The following is a 16,060-nucleotide window of genomic DNA, read 5'->3' as shown; positions in this document are numbered from 1 at the left end:
CAAAGCATTACAAAGGGAGGAGGGAGGAGGGAGGAGTGAATTAGGCGATCATCGTTTCCTCGAACTGTTGGAGGCGGGAGGCTTCGATCGAGTAGTTTTTGCCGTAGATGATGGGGAGTTGTTTGGTTTGGGACAGGACTTGTCGAACTTCGGTGTTGGAAATATTCATTAGGTCGCGATTGGTGGTGATGGCTAGGGCGGCGGCGATTCCGACTCCTTGACCGACGGCGACGTTAAATTCGACAATGCGACCTGCGGCACAGGCGTATCCATCAAAGCCGGATGCGGGGCTGATGACAGCAAGATTAGGGACGGATCTGAGAAGGGCGTGACGAATGCCGACGTTGAAGAGGGGCGGTTTGAGAAAGGAGATGCTGGTGATGCCTCTTTCTAGGGCTTTGAGTCCCAGACCTTCGATGCCGCCGCGCACGTCTAAGGGGTAGCCAAAGGTGGCGATCGCTTCTTCTCTAGACACGCCGCCTTCGAGCATTCTGGCTCCGCTTAGGGGTTCGACCACGCCCGTCACATTCCCGGCATGACGAATGTAGAGTTCTGGCATGGGGCGAACGGCGGTGGCACCGAGACTTTTGAAGAAGCGATCGAGAAATTTGATTTCTTCTAGCATGGTGGGCGTGGGTTTGGCGGCGTTTCGAGCCAGCGCTTCGGCTTGAGAACCGGACACATGACACAGCAGCGCATTCCAGGAAAGCCGACCCCCTGGAAGAATGGCGATATTGCCGGAGTCAAAGGCGGAACTGTTGCTATTGAGCGAAAATTTTGTGCCCCGGTAGGCGTGATAGGCGATCGATAACGCTTTGCTGCAAATATCGATGTGATCAGAGCCGACGTTCATATCTGCCAGAGCGCCTTTGCTGTCAAACATTTCTTTTTTGAAGCGCTCTATAATTCTCGCGTCGCCCCCGGCAGCAAGCTGCATAAATCTTTGCGCTTCGGTGTCTCTGGGGTTGGTGAAGCGTCTGAGGTAAGCCATTTCGACGGATTTGAGTTCGGCGATCGTCAGTCCCTCGGTTTCAAACACCAGCGTCACGGGCAGTTCTGATTCGGGGAGTCCAAAAGTGCCAAATCCTTGCAGCTTATCGGCTCCCGCGTATTGAGCAAGTTCGGCGTTGACGGTCGAGTCGATAAACTGTTTGGCAAGATAAGTTTCTCCATTCATCAACTGAATGCCAGAGATTTTTGCGCCCTGTTTGAGAATGGCTTGAATCTGCACTCGACTGATGATGTCTGCACTGATTTCGCTCAACATCTGACGCAGCGCGGTGTTTGCCTTGCGGGGATCAAGCGCAATTTGAGGAACGCCCGATCGCTGCAAAAGTTCGGTATATAACCGAGACGGATCACCAAACAACCCTACACCCGTCGCTTGTCGGATATCTGGAGGAACGTGGGTGCGATCGAGATACGCCAATCCGCCTCGTACCAGATGGCCGCCCACGCCTTCTTGAGAGTTGCCCTTAAACATGATCAGGGATTTGGGAAATTTGCCAATTCTGCGACGATATTCTCTAGCGGCTGCAACGATCGCGAGAATACCCGGAACTTCGTCACCAAACCCAATAATGTCGTAAGTGCGTGTCGTGGACGGTGTGGCTGCTGTCATGAAAGGGTGCCCCAACTACTGAATCGATTTTAAGTACAGATTCCGTTAGAGAACGCCAAATTTCACAAATTATTGAATTTTTGTAGAATATTCGCCCCTGGGATAGAGGTAAAGCGATCGTTCATTCCTCAAGCCAGCGCGAATTCCATCGCTCCCACTTCACTCACAGACTCCAGCAGTGCCGTAGAATTGGCAGCTTGAGGGCAGAAGGACTTAGGAAGTGACGAAACCAAACTTCGTATCCGATCGCTCCATTTCTCAACTTGCAGCTTTTTTAGCAATATTGGGACGGGGCAAAGCAGAAGAGAACAGCGTGTTAAAGGTAGCTTTGCGATCGCTCACCGATTCATTAGACAAGTTCCACATCGTTTCATAAAAAAAGAACGAAACCCCGGCAAATCCTTGATCTCGAACGAGTTGCACCTGATCTCGAATCTGCCGAATACCCACTGGACGATCTTTGAGTCCCGTCAACACGCCAACCCCTGTTGGAATATGACTTTTAGCCGCTTGCACTTCGGGCTGATTTAACTCGTCGATAAACCCCTGACGGCTGTCTCGATAAACTTGCAGCACCAGTTCTTCGATCAGTCCTTGTTGATCCCATGTGCGCCAATCTTGCAACGAATGATTGTAGGAGAAATTGTAATTGTTGGGTGACAACGAGACCAGAACGTTTTGTTTTTTGGCTTTAATCGCATGGAGGATCTGAGCCGTGAAAGCAGTGATTTTGTTAGCTCTCCAGCGAATCCAATTGGGATCTTTGGGGTCGATCGGCGGCTGTTTCCCCTGATTTTCTTGCTTGTAAAGGGCAACAGTAAACTCATCGTAGCCAAAATCATAAGGCAACCCGAAATGATCATCAAACTGAATGCCATCGAGATCATAATTATCAACGAGTTCGAGAACCAGATCGCTAATGAATTTCTGAACCTCTGGCTTAAACGGATTCAACCAGACACGGGGATACTTGCCTTCTTGCCAGACTTGAGTGCCGTCTCGTCGTCGCGTCAACCAATCAGGATGCATACTGGCCAGTTCTGAATCGGCGGGTGCCATAAAGCCAAACTCAAACCAGGGAATGATCGTTAATTTGCGTTGGTGTCCCTGTTCGATCAGTTCTTTGAGCATGTCACGATCTTTTAAGCCGATCGCTTCGGGTCGCGGATCAACGGACAGCCCGATCGCTTGTTTGGCGACCTGACTCGGATATAGCGTGTAGCCCCAATTCCAAACGGCAGGATAAATGGTATTGAAATTGAGTTGAGCGAGATCTTGAACAGCCGCATTGAGACGATCGCGGCTAAACATTGCGTCACTGTCAATATTCGTCAACCAAACGGCGCGAATCTCACTGCGAACCGCTGGCTTACCCGCAACGTACTGATCAGGAATCAACGAAGCGGTTTCTGGCAGTGCTCGACAGATTAGAGCCGCAACTTCTCCTCGACTGGCCGCCGCATCAGGATTTAGCTGCTTGACATTGGGATAGTTGACGACGATGCGTTGATCTGTGGCCGCTGCGATCGCCTTTTTCGCATAGTCAGGAATCGCTTGAGCATCCTGAAAAACAGCCAGCGTCTGATCCACTGGAGCCGTCAAAGTGGAACCCGCCGCAGCACTGGCGAGAACCGCGATTGCATGGACTCGTAAAATACTTTGATTGGGGCGAAAGGTGCCATCTGGGTAGCCCGAAAAAAAGTTGGCGTTGGTAGCTTGTCCGATCGCGCTGGCCGCCCAAAACTGCCTGGGAACGTCCTTGAATTGCAGCGATCGGGCAGGCAGCGTTGCATTCACAATTCCTGGAAACGTCGTCACCATCAGCGAAGCGTATTCTGCACGAGTCACCGACGCATTTGGCCGAAAACTCCCATCCGGGTAGCCGTTAAGAATCTTTTTCTGAGCCAGCGACTCGATACAGGCTTTTGCCCAATAGTTTTGAATATCGTTAAAGCGAACTTGAGCCGAGGCAGGTTCTAACCGACCAGAAAAAACTCCGGTCAAGGCCAGCGAGCCAGTGATCAAACAAATCCAGAGAAACCGCCAACGCCGCGCCATAATTCACTCCCTGATGCAGGAGAAATGTTGTCATGGTTTCTACTTTCGCATCAACTCCGTCCGGTTCCGTAATTCGTTCTTCAAAAAGGTAATCTCGCCCGTACCACTCGTAACAAAACTTTTTCAAATATCGTGTTGACGAATTCAAGTTCTCAGAATAGATGAACAGGGATTCTGATATATTTCTCCTCATCACTCGTAGCGATGCTATGGATTTAACTCTATTGCATCGATTAGAAATAGCTTGAGATTGACTATATGACTCGAACGGATGGATTTATTGGACGGCGATCGTTTCTGCATCTGGCAGGAATGGGAGGACTGGGCATTGCGGCGGTCGCAGGAAGTGGATCGATCTGGCATCCCGAAGAAGCTCTCGCACAAAGCCCCGCGACTTCTAAAAAACCTCAACCTGTTAGTCCGGATGCAGCCTTAAAGCTTCTCCTAGACGGCAATACGCGATTTGTGGATGATAAGCGCCAAAACCCTGGGCAATCTCGCTTACGTCTTCAAGAAACTGCCGTCGCTCAATATCCATTTGCGTCGATTTTGGGCTGTGCAGATTCTAGAGTGCCTTCTGAAATCGTGTTTGATCAGGGCTTGGGTGACTTATTTGTCGTTCGAGTTGCCGGAAATGTCGCCAGTCAAACGGCGATCGGTAGTTTAGAATTTTCTACAGCCGTGCTGGGTTCTCAACTAATTGTGGTGGTTGGGCACAGTCGCTGTGGGGCAGTCATAGCAGCCGTAAAAGGAGATCCCCTACCCGGCCGAATTGGTATATTTGTCGAAGAAATTAAGCCTGCTGTCGCTCGTGTTAGGGCTAAAACGGGAGACTTAGAACAAAACTCGATTATCGCCAATGTGCAGTATCAGGCGCAAAAGCTAGCAGAGAGTTCGACTATCTTGGCTGACTTGATCCAGAAGGGTAAGCTCAAGATTGTGGGGGGGCGCTACGACCTGACAACTGGCAAGTTCACGATCGTCACTTAGGTTCGTTAAATCGCTTCAATCTGCCAGGAATTGCAAAGAGATGGGTAAAGGCAGGGTGTTTGTGCCCTCGCCCATCTTTTAGAAAATTCAGCGCAGTGAAACCTTAATGGTGCTTTGAGGCATCTGTATCCAGCCCGTCATATCCCATGCCATGCGCTTGATCCACCGGGTTGCGATCTGAATCTTGGTCAACAGGAGTACCGCCGTCGTACCCTACACCGTAGGACTCATCAACCGAGTTACCGTTTGGCGCGATCGCACTCGTCCCGTCGTATCCCACCCCATGCGCTTGATTGATTGGATCGCCATCTTGATCCTGGTCGAGCGGAGTTCCGCCATCGTAGCCCACTCCATAGGAGTCATTTGCTGAATCTAGATTGGCCGAATCCAGTGGATCGTTCTGCACTAAGGGACGATCGCCTACATCAATCTTCTTCACGTCTCTCGAAGTTCCTTCTACCATAGTGATTCTCCAATATTTGTTTTAGATTTTGTTTTAGATAATTATTGAGCGCTAAATAAGCATGACAATCGCCGCACAAATCTCCCTCGTGCTTTGGAGAGAGATCATTGATGCGTCACTATTCCAAAGGACGCGATCGCAAAGGAGAAAAATTGCCCGTTTTAACCGCCGCTAATTTTCGCTTTGTAGCCCAACTGCACCAAAATCTGAAGTAACTTCTGAGCATGGTCGCCCTGAATCTCTAGCGTCTCCTCTCTAACGGTGCCGCCCGTTCCACATTGAGCTTTCAGCTTTTTGAGCAAATCTGTCAACGTCTCAGCCTTGGACTGAAATCCACTGATCACCGTTACGGTTTTTCCGCCTCGTCCCTTGCGCGACACTTGAACTCGAATGTTTTGCTGATTGGGCGGCAGGTCAGGAACTCCTCGTTCCAATGCGTCTGAATGATTCGCGTTACCAAATTCGGAATAGACGATGCGATCACCCGGAGAGGTGCCCGACTTCGCTTTCTTAGAACTCGCCATAAAAATCAGTGCCAAATCAGCAGCAAGGGCCAGTGTAACGCAGCTTTCCTCAAGCTTATAGAAGTGGGAGGGTTCGGGAACCCACAAAACCCATGTGGTTCACCCGTGGGATGTAGTTAGGGTTCGGGCGTGGCTGGCAAGCCACAGAGTCAATATTTGGTACAATAACACTTGTCAAGGTGAAACTCCTTTGCCATCGTGAAACCGTTAAGACACACTTTCAGGCATCAATGAGTAGGGCAAAGAGCGGCGAAAACTCTTAAAACAGTCAGGGATAGCCACGTCTTCCCACCACCAGAGCACCGAATATTGTTTGAGAGTCCGAAAACGTAAGGCGGGGCACGCCTAAACGCTAGGTTCGTATCCTAAGTACGCTTGGGGAGATAGACTCTCTGGGATTGACTAAGTTAAGCTCGTCAATTGGCGCGATGGCGCGGTTGAAAGGTTTAAGCATTGCCGCAAGGATAGTGAATTTTAAGGTCATTCGTAGAGCCAAGAATCCCACTCTCTTTAGAGGTGGGAGTGTCAAAATTAAGCATCAATTGCACCTATAAGATTCAGGAATCGTGACGACAACCCCACTTCCCAAAAATCTCCAGCCGGCCTCCGATCTTTCTCCTCAAAGTCGCCCTGATCCGTTGGGGAGATTTGGCCAGTTTGGCGGCAAGTATGTCCCTGAAACGCTGATGCCAGCTTTGTTTGAGCTAGAGGCAGCCTACCATCAATACAGCCAAGACCCTGACTTTCAACAAGAGCTTCAAGGACTGTTAAAAGACTATGTGGGTCGCCCCAGTCCCTTATATTTTGCCGAACGGTTAACGACTCACTACGCTAGACCCGACGGCACCGGGCCGCAGATTTATCTTAAGCGCGAAGATCTCAACCACACTGGGGCCCACAAAATCAACAATGCCCTCGCTCAAGCACTTTTGGCGAAACGCATGGGCAAACAGCGCATCATTGCCGAAACGGGAGCAGGTCAACACGGAGTCGCTACCGCCACAGTTTGCGCTCGATTTGGGCTAAAGTGCATCATCTACATGGGCGTGCAGGATATGGAGCGGCAGTCGCTCAACGTCTTTAGAATGCGCCTGATGGGAGCCGAAGTCTGCCCCGTCTCATCGGGAACAGGAACCCTCAAAGATGCCACTTCGGAAGCGATTCGGGACTGGGTAACGAATGTAGAAACGACCCATTACATCCTGGGTTCTGTCGCTGGCCCGCATCCGTATCCGATGATGGTGCGTGATTTTCATGCGGTGATCGGTCAGGAGACTCGCGCTCAGGCTCAAGAAAAGTGGGGCGGTTTGCCAGATATTCTGCTGGCCTGTGTGGGCGGTGGCTCTAATGCGATGGGACTTTTTCACGAATTTATCGACGAATCCAGCGTGAGAATGATCGGTGTAGAAGCAGCGGGTCATGGCGTGGAAACCGACAAACATGCCGCGACTTTGACCAAGGGACGAGTTGGCGTTCTCCACGGGGCGATGAGTTATCTGCTGCAAGACGACGATGGTCAGGTGATCGAGCCGCATTCCGTTAGCGCTGGATTAGACTATCCGGGTGTCGGGCCAGAACACAGCTATCTGATGGAAACGGCACGGGCTGAGTACTACGCCGTCACCGATGAGCAAGCGTTGGGAGCGTTTCAGAAGCTTTCTCAGCTAGAGGGAATTATTCCTGCGTTGGAGACGGCTCATGCGATCGCCTACCTTGACACCCTCTGTCCCCAACTCACGGGCAGCCCTCGCATCGTGATCAATTGTTCAGGTCGTGGCGACAAAGACGTTCTTACCGTGTCCGCCATTCTGAATCCGTAAAGTCTCAAAAATTCTGTTGTTTGCCCTTTATCCAAAACTGGTAGAGGGCAATTTCTGTTTAACGACCCGATTCCAAAGAATTATTTAAGAAGTTCAGAAGATTCATCCGGTGCAATAACTTCTCCATCCATTTGCAGCAAAGGCGCTTCATCTGCGATCAAATCACTCAACTCGTGAAACTGAACGCCCATATGGTGACAAGCTGCCGCCAACTCTTGTCGAAAGCGATTGAGATCTGAGCCATAGCCGCACAAATCGGCCGCCGTTTCGACCCCTTGCTTCGCGTTTGCCCGCGCACAATCAACCAAATCCAAACCTTGCAGTGGGGTAGAGGATGCCATCAGTTGCTCCAAAATTTTATTGCATCGCCTTCCAATGTGCAGCCAGACGAGTCGATCGCAAATCTCTCCAGAGTTATGATTTTTGCCTCAAAGCCACCCACGACTCAAAGATTCAAGAAAAGATGAAAGACGCTGACCCAAACAGATCAATCCTTTCATCCCTCATCCCTGCCAATACCGACAAGCCGCATTCGCCATCGTCACCACGCCCGTCAAGATTGCCGTTTCGTCCACTTCAAATTGAGGATGGTGTAAGGGATAATTTCGCCTGTCCTTAAAGCCAACCCCCAAACGGAACATACTGCCAGGTGCGTGTTTCAGGTAACAAGAAAAATCTTCTGCACCCAGCGATGGCTCTTGGATAATTTGAATACTGTCGCTGCCCCAGATTTCCTTCGCCGAAGACTCCAACAGACTCGTCAACTTCAGATCGTTTTGTACCGAAGGCGTTCCTCGACGGTAATTGACCTGACATTTTGCCCCATAGGTTTGACACACACTGGACACAATATTCTCAACCCAGGTCGGCAACGCTTCACTGGTTTCGGGATGGAGCGATCGCACCGTTCCCATCATCTGCACCTGATCCGCAATCACATTCGGGGCCCGTCCCCCTTGAATCTTGCCGATCGTCAGCACTACCGGCCGCAATGGATTTTGAGTGCGAGCGATCGCCTGTTGCAATGCCGTGATTACCTGAGCCGCAATCCAGATCGCATCCACTGCCTCATGAGGTCTTGCGCCATGTCCCGACTCACCGACGATCGTAATCTCCAGATCATCCGCCGCCGCCGTTAGTGCCCCATAGCGAATGCCCACCTTCCCAGCCGGAATCGACGGAAACACATGGACTGAGAGAATCGCATTGACCTGCTCGATCGCTCCATCCTGGATCATCCATTCCGCCCCTTGTGCGATCTCCTCGGCAGGTTGAAACAAAAACCGCACATTACCCGGTAGTTGAATACCTAACTGAGACAGCACCATGGCCGTCCCCAAGCCCACCGTCGTATGGACATCGTGACCGCAGGCGTGCATAATTCCTGACTTGCGAGACGAAAATTCTAGCCCCGTGCGCTCCTGAATCGGCAACGCATCCATATCTGTGCGAATGGCCAAGAGACGGCGATCGCTCCCTCCCGCCAATTCCCCAACTACGCCCACTTTTCCTACCGACTCCCGCACCTGTAACCCACAGGAAGAGAGGACTCCAGCCACATAAGCGGCCGTTTGCTGTTCTTGTCCGCTCAGTTCGGGGTGACTATGCAAATGGCGACGAATCTCAATCAAACGAGGCGCAAGGGCAGTAGCGAGTTCTTTGATGCGGTCTTTCATAGGAATCCTGCGATCGGGCTTCCTTCCAATGATAAGACTTGTGAAGAAATCAGCGTCAGCCAGAGGTTTTCTAAAATACATTCTCCCCCTTCTTAGCGTCCCCACTCGAACACTAGCTCCTGGTTCAAAGTCTCTCAGAATTGGCAACTTGGAGGGCAAAAGATTCAAGCAGCGCAGTGAAGGAAGTCACCCCTACGGATCAGGGCTGCTGGGTTGCGATCGCCAGCCTCACCCCCGGAATTGTTCTCAATCGATCCATTACTGTAATCACTAGCCCATGACTGACGCGGCGATCGGCATTGACGATCACCTGGATCTGATTTTTCTTCCCTTTTAATCCCTGAACTTGAGCTTGTAGATCTTTAAGTTGAATGGCCTTGCGGTTGAGGGCGAGTTTGCCGTTTTGGTCGATCGTCACCGTTGCGGGAGCGGCTTGTTGAGATTGGGCACTGACGGCCGTCGGCAGACTGACAGGCAACCCTTGAGAGCGCGTCAAAAACAGCGTGGACATGATGAAAAACGTGAGCAGGGCAAAAATCACGTCGATCATCGGCACGATATAAATTTGAGGCGGCAAATCCGGTTCTTCAGGTAGACGCATAAGACCCTCCTTTTTCGTGGCGGCGACGATAGAGCAATTCAAGCTGTCCCCCGTATTCTTGAATCAGCGCAATTTGACGGATGTATAGCCCTCGAAACGTGTTGGAAAACACCAGCGTGACGATCGCCACCACCAGTCCCGATGCCGTTGAAATCAGTGCTTCACTGATCCCGCCTGTCACATTCGTCGTATTAGTGCCGCCCAAGTCGCCCAGACGCAGATTGGCAAATGAAGCAATCAATCCCAAAATGGTGCCCAATAGTCCCAGCAGCGGAGCCAGACTGATAATTGTTTCAAAGACAGTGTTGAAGCGCTTGAGAAGGGGAATTTCAGCTTGAGCCGCACTTTCTAACGCCAGACGAAACTCTTCGGGAGTGGCCTCTTCGAGTTCTAAAGCCGCTAGAAAGATGCGGGCGATCGGCAGATCCGTGTTTTGTTCTAGCATCAAAAAGGCGGCTCTGGGACTGCGCCGATAAAGCGTCAACACTTCGCGGATGATGCGATCGTGGCGTTTTGTCACCTTTGCCCAAAAAGAAATCCGCTCAAAAATCAGCGCCACCGCCAGGATCGAAAATCCCAACAGAGGCACCATGACAATCCCACCGGATGTAAACCAATTCGTCGCCTGCATGTCGCGTCGAGCCACTTGTAGAAGCAGGGTTTATTCTAATCCCTCAGTTGCTCACTTGGCACAGGTTATTTGCGTCCCGTGTTCGGAAATCGCTCAATCTGGGCGTAGCCGCTAAAAATTAGCTTGTCGCCTTCCGTTTCCAGACGATTGATTCGCAGCAAAACACCATCGAGGTCAAAGCGATCGAGATCCACCATATTGTCTAGAATCTCAGCAAACGCCATTGTGAGAATTTCAGAAATGCCGCGTAGCGCTTCAGGAACGGCTTCTGGCTCAAACTTGGGGTCTTGAAACGCCACTCGTCGCCGTCGCTCGATCGCCACACTCGCCGTCAGACTAATCGGCACCGTGTTATTGGGCAAAACCGCCTTGGCAAAGATCTGAATTTTGTTGTTTGGTAAGAGCTTGAGTTGCACATCGTCAAACGAGACAGGCTCGCCGCCAGACAGATTCATCAGCGCGGGTTCGGTAATGTTTTGCAGCCGCTTGACGACCAGTTCTGATTTAAAGGCATCGTTGATCCCCGATTCGGTTAAGGTCACCTGAGCGATCGCTTGAGTCGGCTGCTTAAGACGAATTTTTCCCCCCAGGACAGACCCAAAGTCGATCGCCACTGCATCAGTCTCAAACCGCATCTCCTCCACCCAAAAATCACGGCGAATCACTAGCCCGCGTCCGCTCATCTTAAAGTTGTCAATGCTTCCCTGCAAGAGCTTGCTCGACGGAAAGCAGCGAATAGAAACTTCGACTGACTCACTTTTGGTAAATAGGTGACGGATAGATTCACTTGCTGCTGCATTGAGCATCCGCTCCCCAAAGTCAGTTCCAGGAGAATTTTTCACGTTTGTGAATCCATTGAACATCGTTTCTATCTGCAACGGTATCTCCCATTGTGTAACACATTGTAAAGATGCGTCAATTTTCAATCAAACAGAAAATCAACTAAATGAATTAAGAAAACACTATATCTGCTTAAAAAATCTGGAGAGATGAGCAGCCTGTCCTTCATGACCTTCCCAGAGAAAGTACCTTCCCAGAGAAAGTGTACTCAGACTAACCACTGTACAGGACTTTCAGCCACGATCCGCTAAAAGATGCGCGGTGCCTAGCTTTCCATAAACTGGGCGAGTACTCAACACAGAGCCTTCAATATGGTGAGCCGCGAATATCGTTGTGAATCGCCTCTTTCAAAGCGGGTCAGGAATCTCATTCATTCTAACGGAAGGTGAAGGACTGAAATTCATACAGTGAGCAAATTTCTTGATAAAAGCTTTACATCCGTATGGAACTCGTCATATTTCCAACAGGTCACTTAAGCCAGGATGACCCAACTTCACTGGCTTGCGGGGATCGCTCAATGAGCCTGTGAGGGAAGGTTTTGCTGTGTCTACTCAAGTCATTTTGAGCAAATTCACACTCACATTCACTAACGGAACTCATGAAAAACTCTGTGCCTGGTTATACTCGCAAGTCACTTTGGAGAAAAGCGACGATCGCCCTCCTGTCTTCAACGCTGCTGATGGGAAGTTATGGGCAGATGGCGATCGCGGCTCCCTTACAGATCAGTCAACAGCGAAGCTGGAACGCTGTTCTCAAGGTGGCTCGACTGGTGCAAACACGACAAGATACCTCACTGGTGGTGCAACTGGGCATTCTCGACAAGCCTCAAACGAGCTATGCCAATGCGGTTTATCAAGTGTTTGCGCGACGAAATGACCAATGGGTGCAGATTTTTACCTCGACAGGGGCACGGCTGATTAGCAATAACGCAGGACAAACCATCCTGGCACCCGAAGTGATTTCGCTGAATGATTTGCGCCGACAACTAGGTGACATAAACCTGAACAATGTTGAACTGCGGGTCACGGCTCAACTGCGCTATGACGTTCGGGGGAGTGTGCGCGACAGATCCGTCTTTTTTGAGCAAACCCAGTCTTATCAGACGATCGCTCAAACCACTAGTTCTCAGTTGATCACACAGCAGATTAGTAGCCAATATGGAGTCAATCAAGGCAGTTTTAGTCTGGCGATCGCTCAAAAGCAAGCGTCTTCCAAAAAAGTAGTGGCGCGGGTTTCAGTTCGCAACAGAACGTCACAGGGCTTTTCAAGTGAGCGATTTTTAGGAGACTTTCGCTACAAGGTCAACAAAAAAGCCAAATTTATGAAGGGCTTGAAATCGGGCGATCGGGTGATTGTGCGACTTTTTAACCAGGAAAATCAATTCATCGGCTACAGCGAATTTGAACTGCTGTCTGAAAATGCTGCCGTGACTTTAGTTTTGCCCGATCGCTCCTCCGATCGCATCGTCCGCACCGTTTATGGCATTGACGCTGATCAAAATGGGGCGATCGACTCCAACACGCAAATTTACGACTATTTCACCCAGGTTTCTCAAGTGACTCGTCAAAGCTATCAAAATGCACGAGTGACGTTTTTTCGCAGCGTTCGGAGTCTGAAGAATTTGAGTTCCTTTGCGCTGTCTGGGCTGCCGATGCCGCGCTCTAATTGTGTCTACCCAATTTCTTTCACAAGTGGGGCGTTTTCGCTGGTCAACCAGTCGATCGAGGTGTTTCAGTCCGACCTCAGTTCGGTGTTTGTGTCGGCTCCGGGGCGAGTGGTGCAAACGATCGACATCAGCAGCACAAATGTTTCGGTATATGAAGCAGATCGGCTATTGACCACTGATCAGACGATCGACTCAGATGACGACTCAGATGACGATGACGATGACGACGATAAGAAAGGCAGAAAGCGGCGCTGTAATCAAGGGATTGGCAACGGTGCGGAAGGTTGCGATCCTGGAAATTCTCGTCCCCGCGGTGGCAGCAATGACGAAGACTGACGCAACCCCGGTAAAAACAAACGCTAACTTGGCGACTTAATCTCTCCAGTGCAGAAGCTCCGCAGCAAGACCGTTGTGGAGTTTTTTTAGGCGTTGCTGATTAGAGGTAGGAATCTGTGGGAAGTGTCCATCTTTTCGCCCCCACTAAATCCCCCAATTCTGGGGACTTTGAACTGAAAATCTTATCCAAAAGCCCCTCAGAATTGGAAGGTTGGGGGCAGAAGTGATTCACAACGAAGCGAAAAAGTTGTATCGGATTGCCGCCGCAAAAATCTTACTCCGGAGGCGCTTGCCAGATTTCATGTGCGAGGGACTTTGAACTGAAAGTCTGGACTGAAAGACCCCCAGAACTAGCGGCTTGGAGGGCAAAAGTTCAGAACACCTTCAGAACACCGCAGCGAAAAACCGTAGTCGAACTGACCACATTAATGCAAACTTAGCCACAAACACCAAAAAGCGCCCCTTTTGGGAACGCTTCGGCAAGTGAGACTTTGACAAAGGTTAAGGCAACTGAGCAGCCGTGTCAGGCACAGGTTCTTCTAAAACTACAACTCGCTGATTGGGGTCAGCCCGGTTGGTTTCTTCCTGCATGATGCTCTTAGCCTGACGGGGATCAAAGTAGCGATTAAATTCTGACTTGAGGCGACCAACCCGCGCCTGGGTCGTTTTGACCTCTGCTCTCACTTCTTGAAGTTTGGATTGTTGAGCAATGCTGTAGGGCAATAGCTGTGTTAACGCCGCGATCGCTGCTCCCGAAATCACTAGATTTACCGTCAGCTTGATCGAAGTTTCTACGGCGATCGCGCGATGATGGTGGCGCTGTATGGGGCGAGGATTGGATCGGGGCGACCCCTTATGGGTATATCGAGGAGATCGAGTCGAACGGACAGGAGGGGGCGTTTGGAGTGCGTTCATCAGTTCATACGGTGCGAGAACAAAGGCAGAATTTAAGGCACTAAAAGCCATGCCTGAAGAGTAACTGCCAGAAGCAATTTTGAATTTCGGAGTTTGAATTTTAGACTAAATCTCTCGCCCCTAAGAGGCAAAACCACAAATCTAGAAGCTTTTCTAATGAAGGGATAAAATTTGAGAAGTCAAACTTCTAGCAAAACCGCGCCCCAAATTAGTTATCTGAATCAGTCGATCGAGCTAACCTAAAATCGCAAATCTAACCGTCAAAATCAAGAAGTATGTTTGAACTAAGCAGCTTTCCAGCTTCCCTGTCTAAGAAGTTATTTTTCATCAGACAGGCGAGAAATCTGTCCTGTTAGTTTAACTCGCTTGCTCAAAAACGATCATCCAAATTTTGGGGATCGCTCGATCGCTTGCCAGCAGCCAACTGCTCACATTTCTCGCCAAGTCACCAGAACCTACTTATACAACTCTGTCGCTAACCGAAACGCCAACACTCCAGGAATGAGGGCAACGACTAGCGCAACCAGAATTTGAGTATCCGATAAAGGCATTGTTTGAAAACTCCTTATCTCAGCGTTTATAGTTCCCCAATGTGAACGAAAACGCGCCACTGCGGAAGACTTTGTAACAAGATGCAACAGAGCAGCAGCATTGATTTTTGAGTTAAAGAAGATTTTTGAGTTAAAGAAGATTTTGATCTGAAGAATCAAGGCTCTAATTTTTTCTAAGCTGCGAATTAATCTGGCTCGTCCAGAATCACCTTGATGAGGGTAGGCTGATAGGTAGGTACAGTGTCTACCTCGCCTTGAGAAGTAAAATTGTCAAGAGTGGTTTGTCACGCTTAGATTAAAACGATTGATGCTAGACCAGTTTTTGAATTTGCCGAGCGAGTTTAACACTCAAACCCTTTTGCTCCTACCTGTTTTGGTGGCATTAGAAGCTGTGCTGTCGGCGGATAACGCGATCGCACTTGCTGCCCTGACCCAGGGATTAGAAGACCCCGAACTCGAAAAACGCGCACTCAACATTGGGCTGGTGTTTGCCTATGTTCTACGGATGACGCTGATATTGACAGCATCGTGGGTGATGAAGTATTGGCAATTTGAGTTAGCGGGTGCGGCCTATCTGTTGTGGCTTGTATTTCAATACTTCACGTCTCAGCCAGAAGAAGGGTCGGCGCATCATGGGCCGCGATTTGCGTCACTGTGGCAGGCGATCCCCGTGATTGCGGTAACCGACTTAGCGTTTTCGTTAGATAGTGTAACGACGGCGATCGCGGTTTCTCAAGATACCTGGCTGATTCTGGTTGGCGGAACGATTGGGATCGTGGCGTTGCGCTTTATGGCGGGTCTATTTATTCGCTGGTTGACCGAGTATGAGCATTTAGAAGATGCAGGCTATCTCACGGTTGCGTTAGTTGGGGTGCGCTTGCTGCTACGAGTGGTCAATCCTGACTTTGTGCCGCCTGAGTGGGTAATGGTCGCATTCATCGCAGGGATTTTTGCATGGGGTTTCTCACAGCGTAAGCTTTCTGTAGAAGTGCCTTCTGGTGCAGAGTCTCAGGATATCAAGGAAGCGATCGACCAAAAGATAGTCGATCCCAACGAAGAAAAGATTGAGGTTTGAGCGGCTCAGACCCAAAACGATGCCTTAAAAACTTCTATTTTAGAGTCCCAAAAAGAGTCCCAAAACGTTCAAGATCCCCGATTTCTTCAAGAGGTTGGGGATCTTTGTTTGTGAGGCAAATTGTGAGGCGAATTTTCAACGGCGCTGGAAGCCTAATTTTACGTCAGTTCGATGAACGTTTCGCTTCGCTTTTAGATCCAGGAACGCCCGCTAAATCCCCCACGAGTGAGGGACTTTAAACCAGAATTCCTCTCTGAAAGTCCCCCAAAATTGGGGGTTGGGGGGCAGAAGCC

The 16,060-nt window shown here is 50.0% G+C and carries 15 protein-coding genes; 4 read left to right on the top strand and 11 right to left on the bottom strand.

Features of this window, described 5'->3' with window-relative positions; all coding sequences use genetic code 11:
• Window positions 1-40: 40 nt before the first annotated feature.
• On the bottom strand, window positions 41-1,621 hold the full coding sequence (locus ACJ2PR_RS05870) for an FAD-dependent oxidoreductase (protein ID WP_446876329.1): 1,581 nt from the start codon (window positions 1,619-1,621) through the stop codon (window positions 41-43).
• Window positions 1,622-1,879: 258 nt separating this feature from the next.
• Window positions 1,880-3,679, bottom strand: a complete 1,800-nt coding sequence (locus tag ACJ2PR_RS05865; protein ID WP_446876327.1) for a glycoside hydrolase family 10 protein — start codon at window positions 3,677-3,679, stop codon at window positions 1,880-1,882.
• A gap of 258 nt (window positions 3,680-3,937) precedes the next feature.
• On the opposite strand from ACJ2PR_RS05865, the gene ACJ2PR_RS05860 reads away from it, so the two are divergent.
• Window positions 3,938-4,669, top strand: a complete 732-nt coding sequence (locus tag ACJ2PR_RS05860; protein ID WP_446876326.1) for a carbonic anhydrase — start codon at window positions 3,938-3,940, stop codon at window positions 4,667-4,669.
• Window positions 4,670-4,772: 103 nt separating this feature from the next.
• Here the strand turns inward: ACJ2PR_RS05860 and ACJ2PR_RS05855 are convergent, their stop codons facing one another.
• Together ACJ2PR_RS05855 and ACJ2PR_RS05850 are read right to left on the bottom strand one after the other, a co-directional pair.
• A complete protein-coding gene (locus tag ACJ2PR_RS05855; RefSeq protein ID WP_446876324.1) occupies window positions 4,773-5,132 on the bottom strand; it encodes a hypothetical protein in 360 nt (119 codons plus the stop codon).
• Between the two features lie 161 nt (window positions 5,133-5,293).
• Window positions 5,294-5,671, bottom strand: coding sequence for a translation initiation factor (locus tag ACJ2PR_RS05850; protein ID WP_446876323.1), 378 nt, complete (start codon window positions 5,669-5,671; stop codon window positions 5,294-5,296).
• Window positions 5,672-6,222: 551 nt separating this feature from the next.
• Between ACJ2PR_RS05850 and trpB the strand changes: the two genes are divergently transcribed.
• Complete coding sequence (gene trpB / locus ACJ2PR_RS05845) at window positions 6,223-7,476, top strand: tryptophan synthase subunit beta (protein WP_446876322.1); 1,254 nt, start codon at window positions 6,223-6,225, stop codon at window positions 7,474-7,476.
• An 80-nt stretch (window positions 7,477-7,556) separates the two neighbouring features.
• Here trpB and ACJ2PR_RS05840 read toward each other — a convergent pair whose 3' ends face one another.
• The 5 genes from ACJ2PR_RS05840 to ACJ2PR_RS05820 form a co-directional block, all read right to left on the bottom strand.
• Window positions 7,557-7,817, bottom strand: a complete 261-nt coding sequence (locus tag ACJ2PR_RS05840; RefSeq protein ID WP_446876321.1) for a hypothetical protein — start codon at window positions 7,815-7,817, stop codon at window positions 7,557-7,559.
• A gap of 162 nt (window positions 7,818-7,979) precedes the next feature.
• Entirely contained in the window at window positions 7,980-9,152 is a 1,173-nt protein-coding gene (locus tag ACJ2PR_RS05835) for a M20 family metallopeptidase (protein ID WP_446869160.1), read from the bottom strand.
• A gap of 199 nt (window positions 9,153-9,351) precedes the next feature.
• Window positions 9,352-9,753 (bottom strand): ExbD/TolR family protein, encoded by a 402-nt coding sequence (locus ACJ2PR_RS05830; RefSeq protein ID WP_446856902.1) that lies wholly within the window; start codon window positions 9,751-9,753, stop codon window positions 9,352-9,354.
• The gene (locus ACJ2PR_RS05825) at window positions 9,740-10,384 is read right to left on the bottom strand and encodes a MotA/TolQ/ExbB proton channel family protein (protein WP_446857106.1); all 645 of its coding nucleotides are present in this window, start codon (window positions 10,382-10,384) and stop codon (window positions 9,740-9,742) included. The genes ACJ2PR_RS05830 and ACJ2PR_RS05825 overlap by 14 nt, the downstream gene beginning before the upstream one ends.
• A gap of 65 nt (window positions 10,385-10,449) precedes the next feature.
• Window positions 10,450-11,226, bottom strand: coding sequence for an LmeA family phospholipid-binding protein (locus tag ACJ2PR_RS05820; RefSeq protein ID WP_446869159.1), 777 nt, complete (start codon window positions 11,224-11,226; stop codon window positions 10,450-10,452).
• 596 nt (window positions 11,227-11,822) lie between these two features.
• On the opposite strand from ACJ2PR_RS05820, the gene ACJ2PR_RS05815 reads away from it, so the two are divergent.
• A complete protein-coding gene (locus ACJ2PR_RS05815; RefSeq protein WP_446876320.1) occupies window positions 11,823-13,226 on the top strand; it encodes a hypothetical protein in 1,404 nt (467 codons plus the stop codon).
• A gap of 501 nt (window positions 13,227-13,727) precedes the next feature.
• On the opposite strand, the gene ACJ2PR_RS05810 is transcribed toward ACJ2PR_RS05815, so the two are convergent.
• Together ACJ2PR_RS05810 and psaM are read right to left on the bottom strand one after the other, a co-directional pair.
• Window positions 13,728-14,192 carry a slr1601 family putative cell division protein gene (locus tag ACJ2PR_RS05810; RefSeq protein ID WP_446856899.1) on the bottom strand — a complete coding sequence of 155 codons (465 nt, stop codon included), beginning with the start codon at window positions 14,190-14,192 and terminating at the stop codon, window positions 13,728-13,730.
• 404 nt (window positions 14,193-14,596) lie between these two features.
• On the bottom strand, window positions 14,597-14,692 hold the full coding sequence (psaM, locus tag ACJ2PR_RS05805; protein ID WP_446856898.1) for a photosystem I reaction center subunit XII: 96 nt from the start codon (window positions 14,690-14,692) through the stop codon (window positions 14,597-14,599).
• A gap of 307 nt (window positions 14,693-14,999) precedes the next feature.
• On the opposite strand from psaM, the gene ACJ2PR_RS05800 reads away from it, so the two are divergent.
• Window positions 15,000-15,767 carry a TerC family protein gene (locus tag ACJ2PR_RS05800; RefSeq protein WP_446856897.1) on the top strand — a complete coding sequence of 256 codons (768 nt, stop codon included), beginning with the start codon at window positions 15,000-15,002 and terminating at the stop codon, window positions 15,765-15,767.
• Window positions 15,768-16,060 lie beyond the last annotated feature (293 nt).

This window comes from Phormidesmis sp. 146-33 (assembly GCF_052939515.1).
The sequence above is the reverse complement of the archived record's forward strand: the minus strand, read 5'-3'. Positions and strand labels throughout refer to the sequence as shown.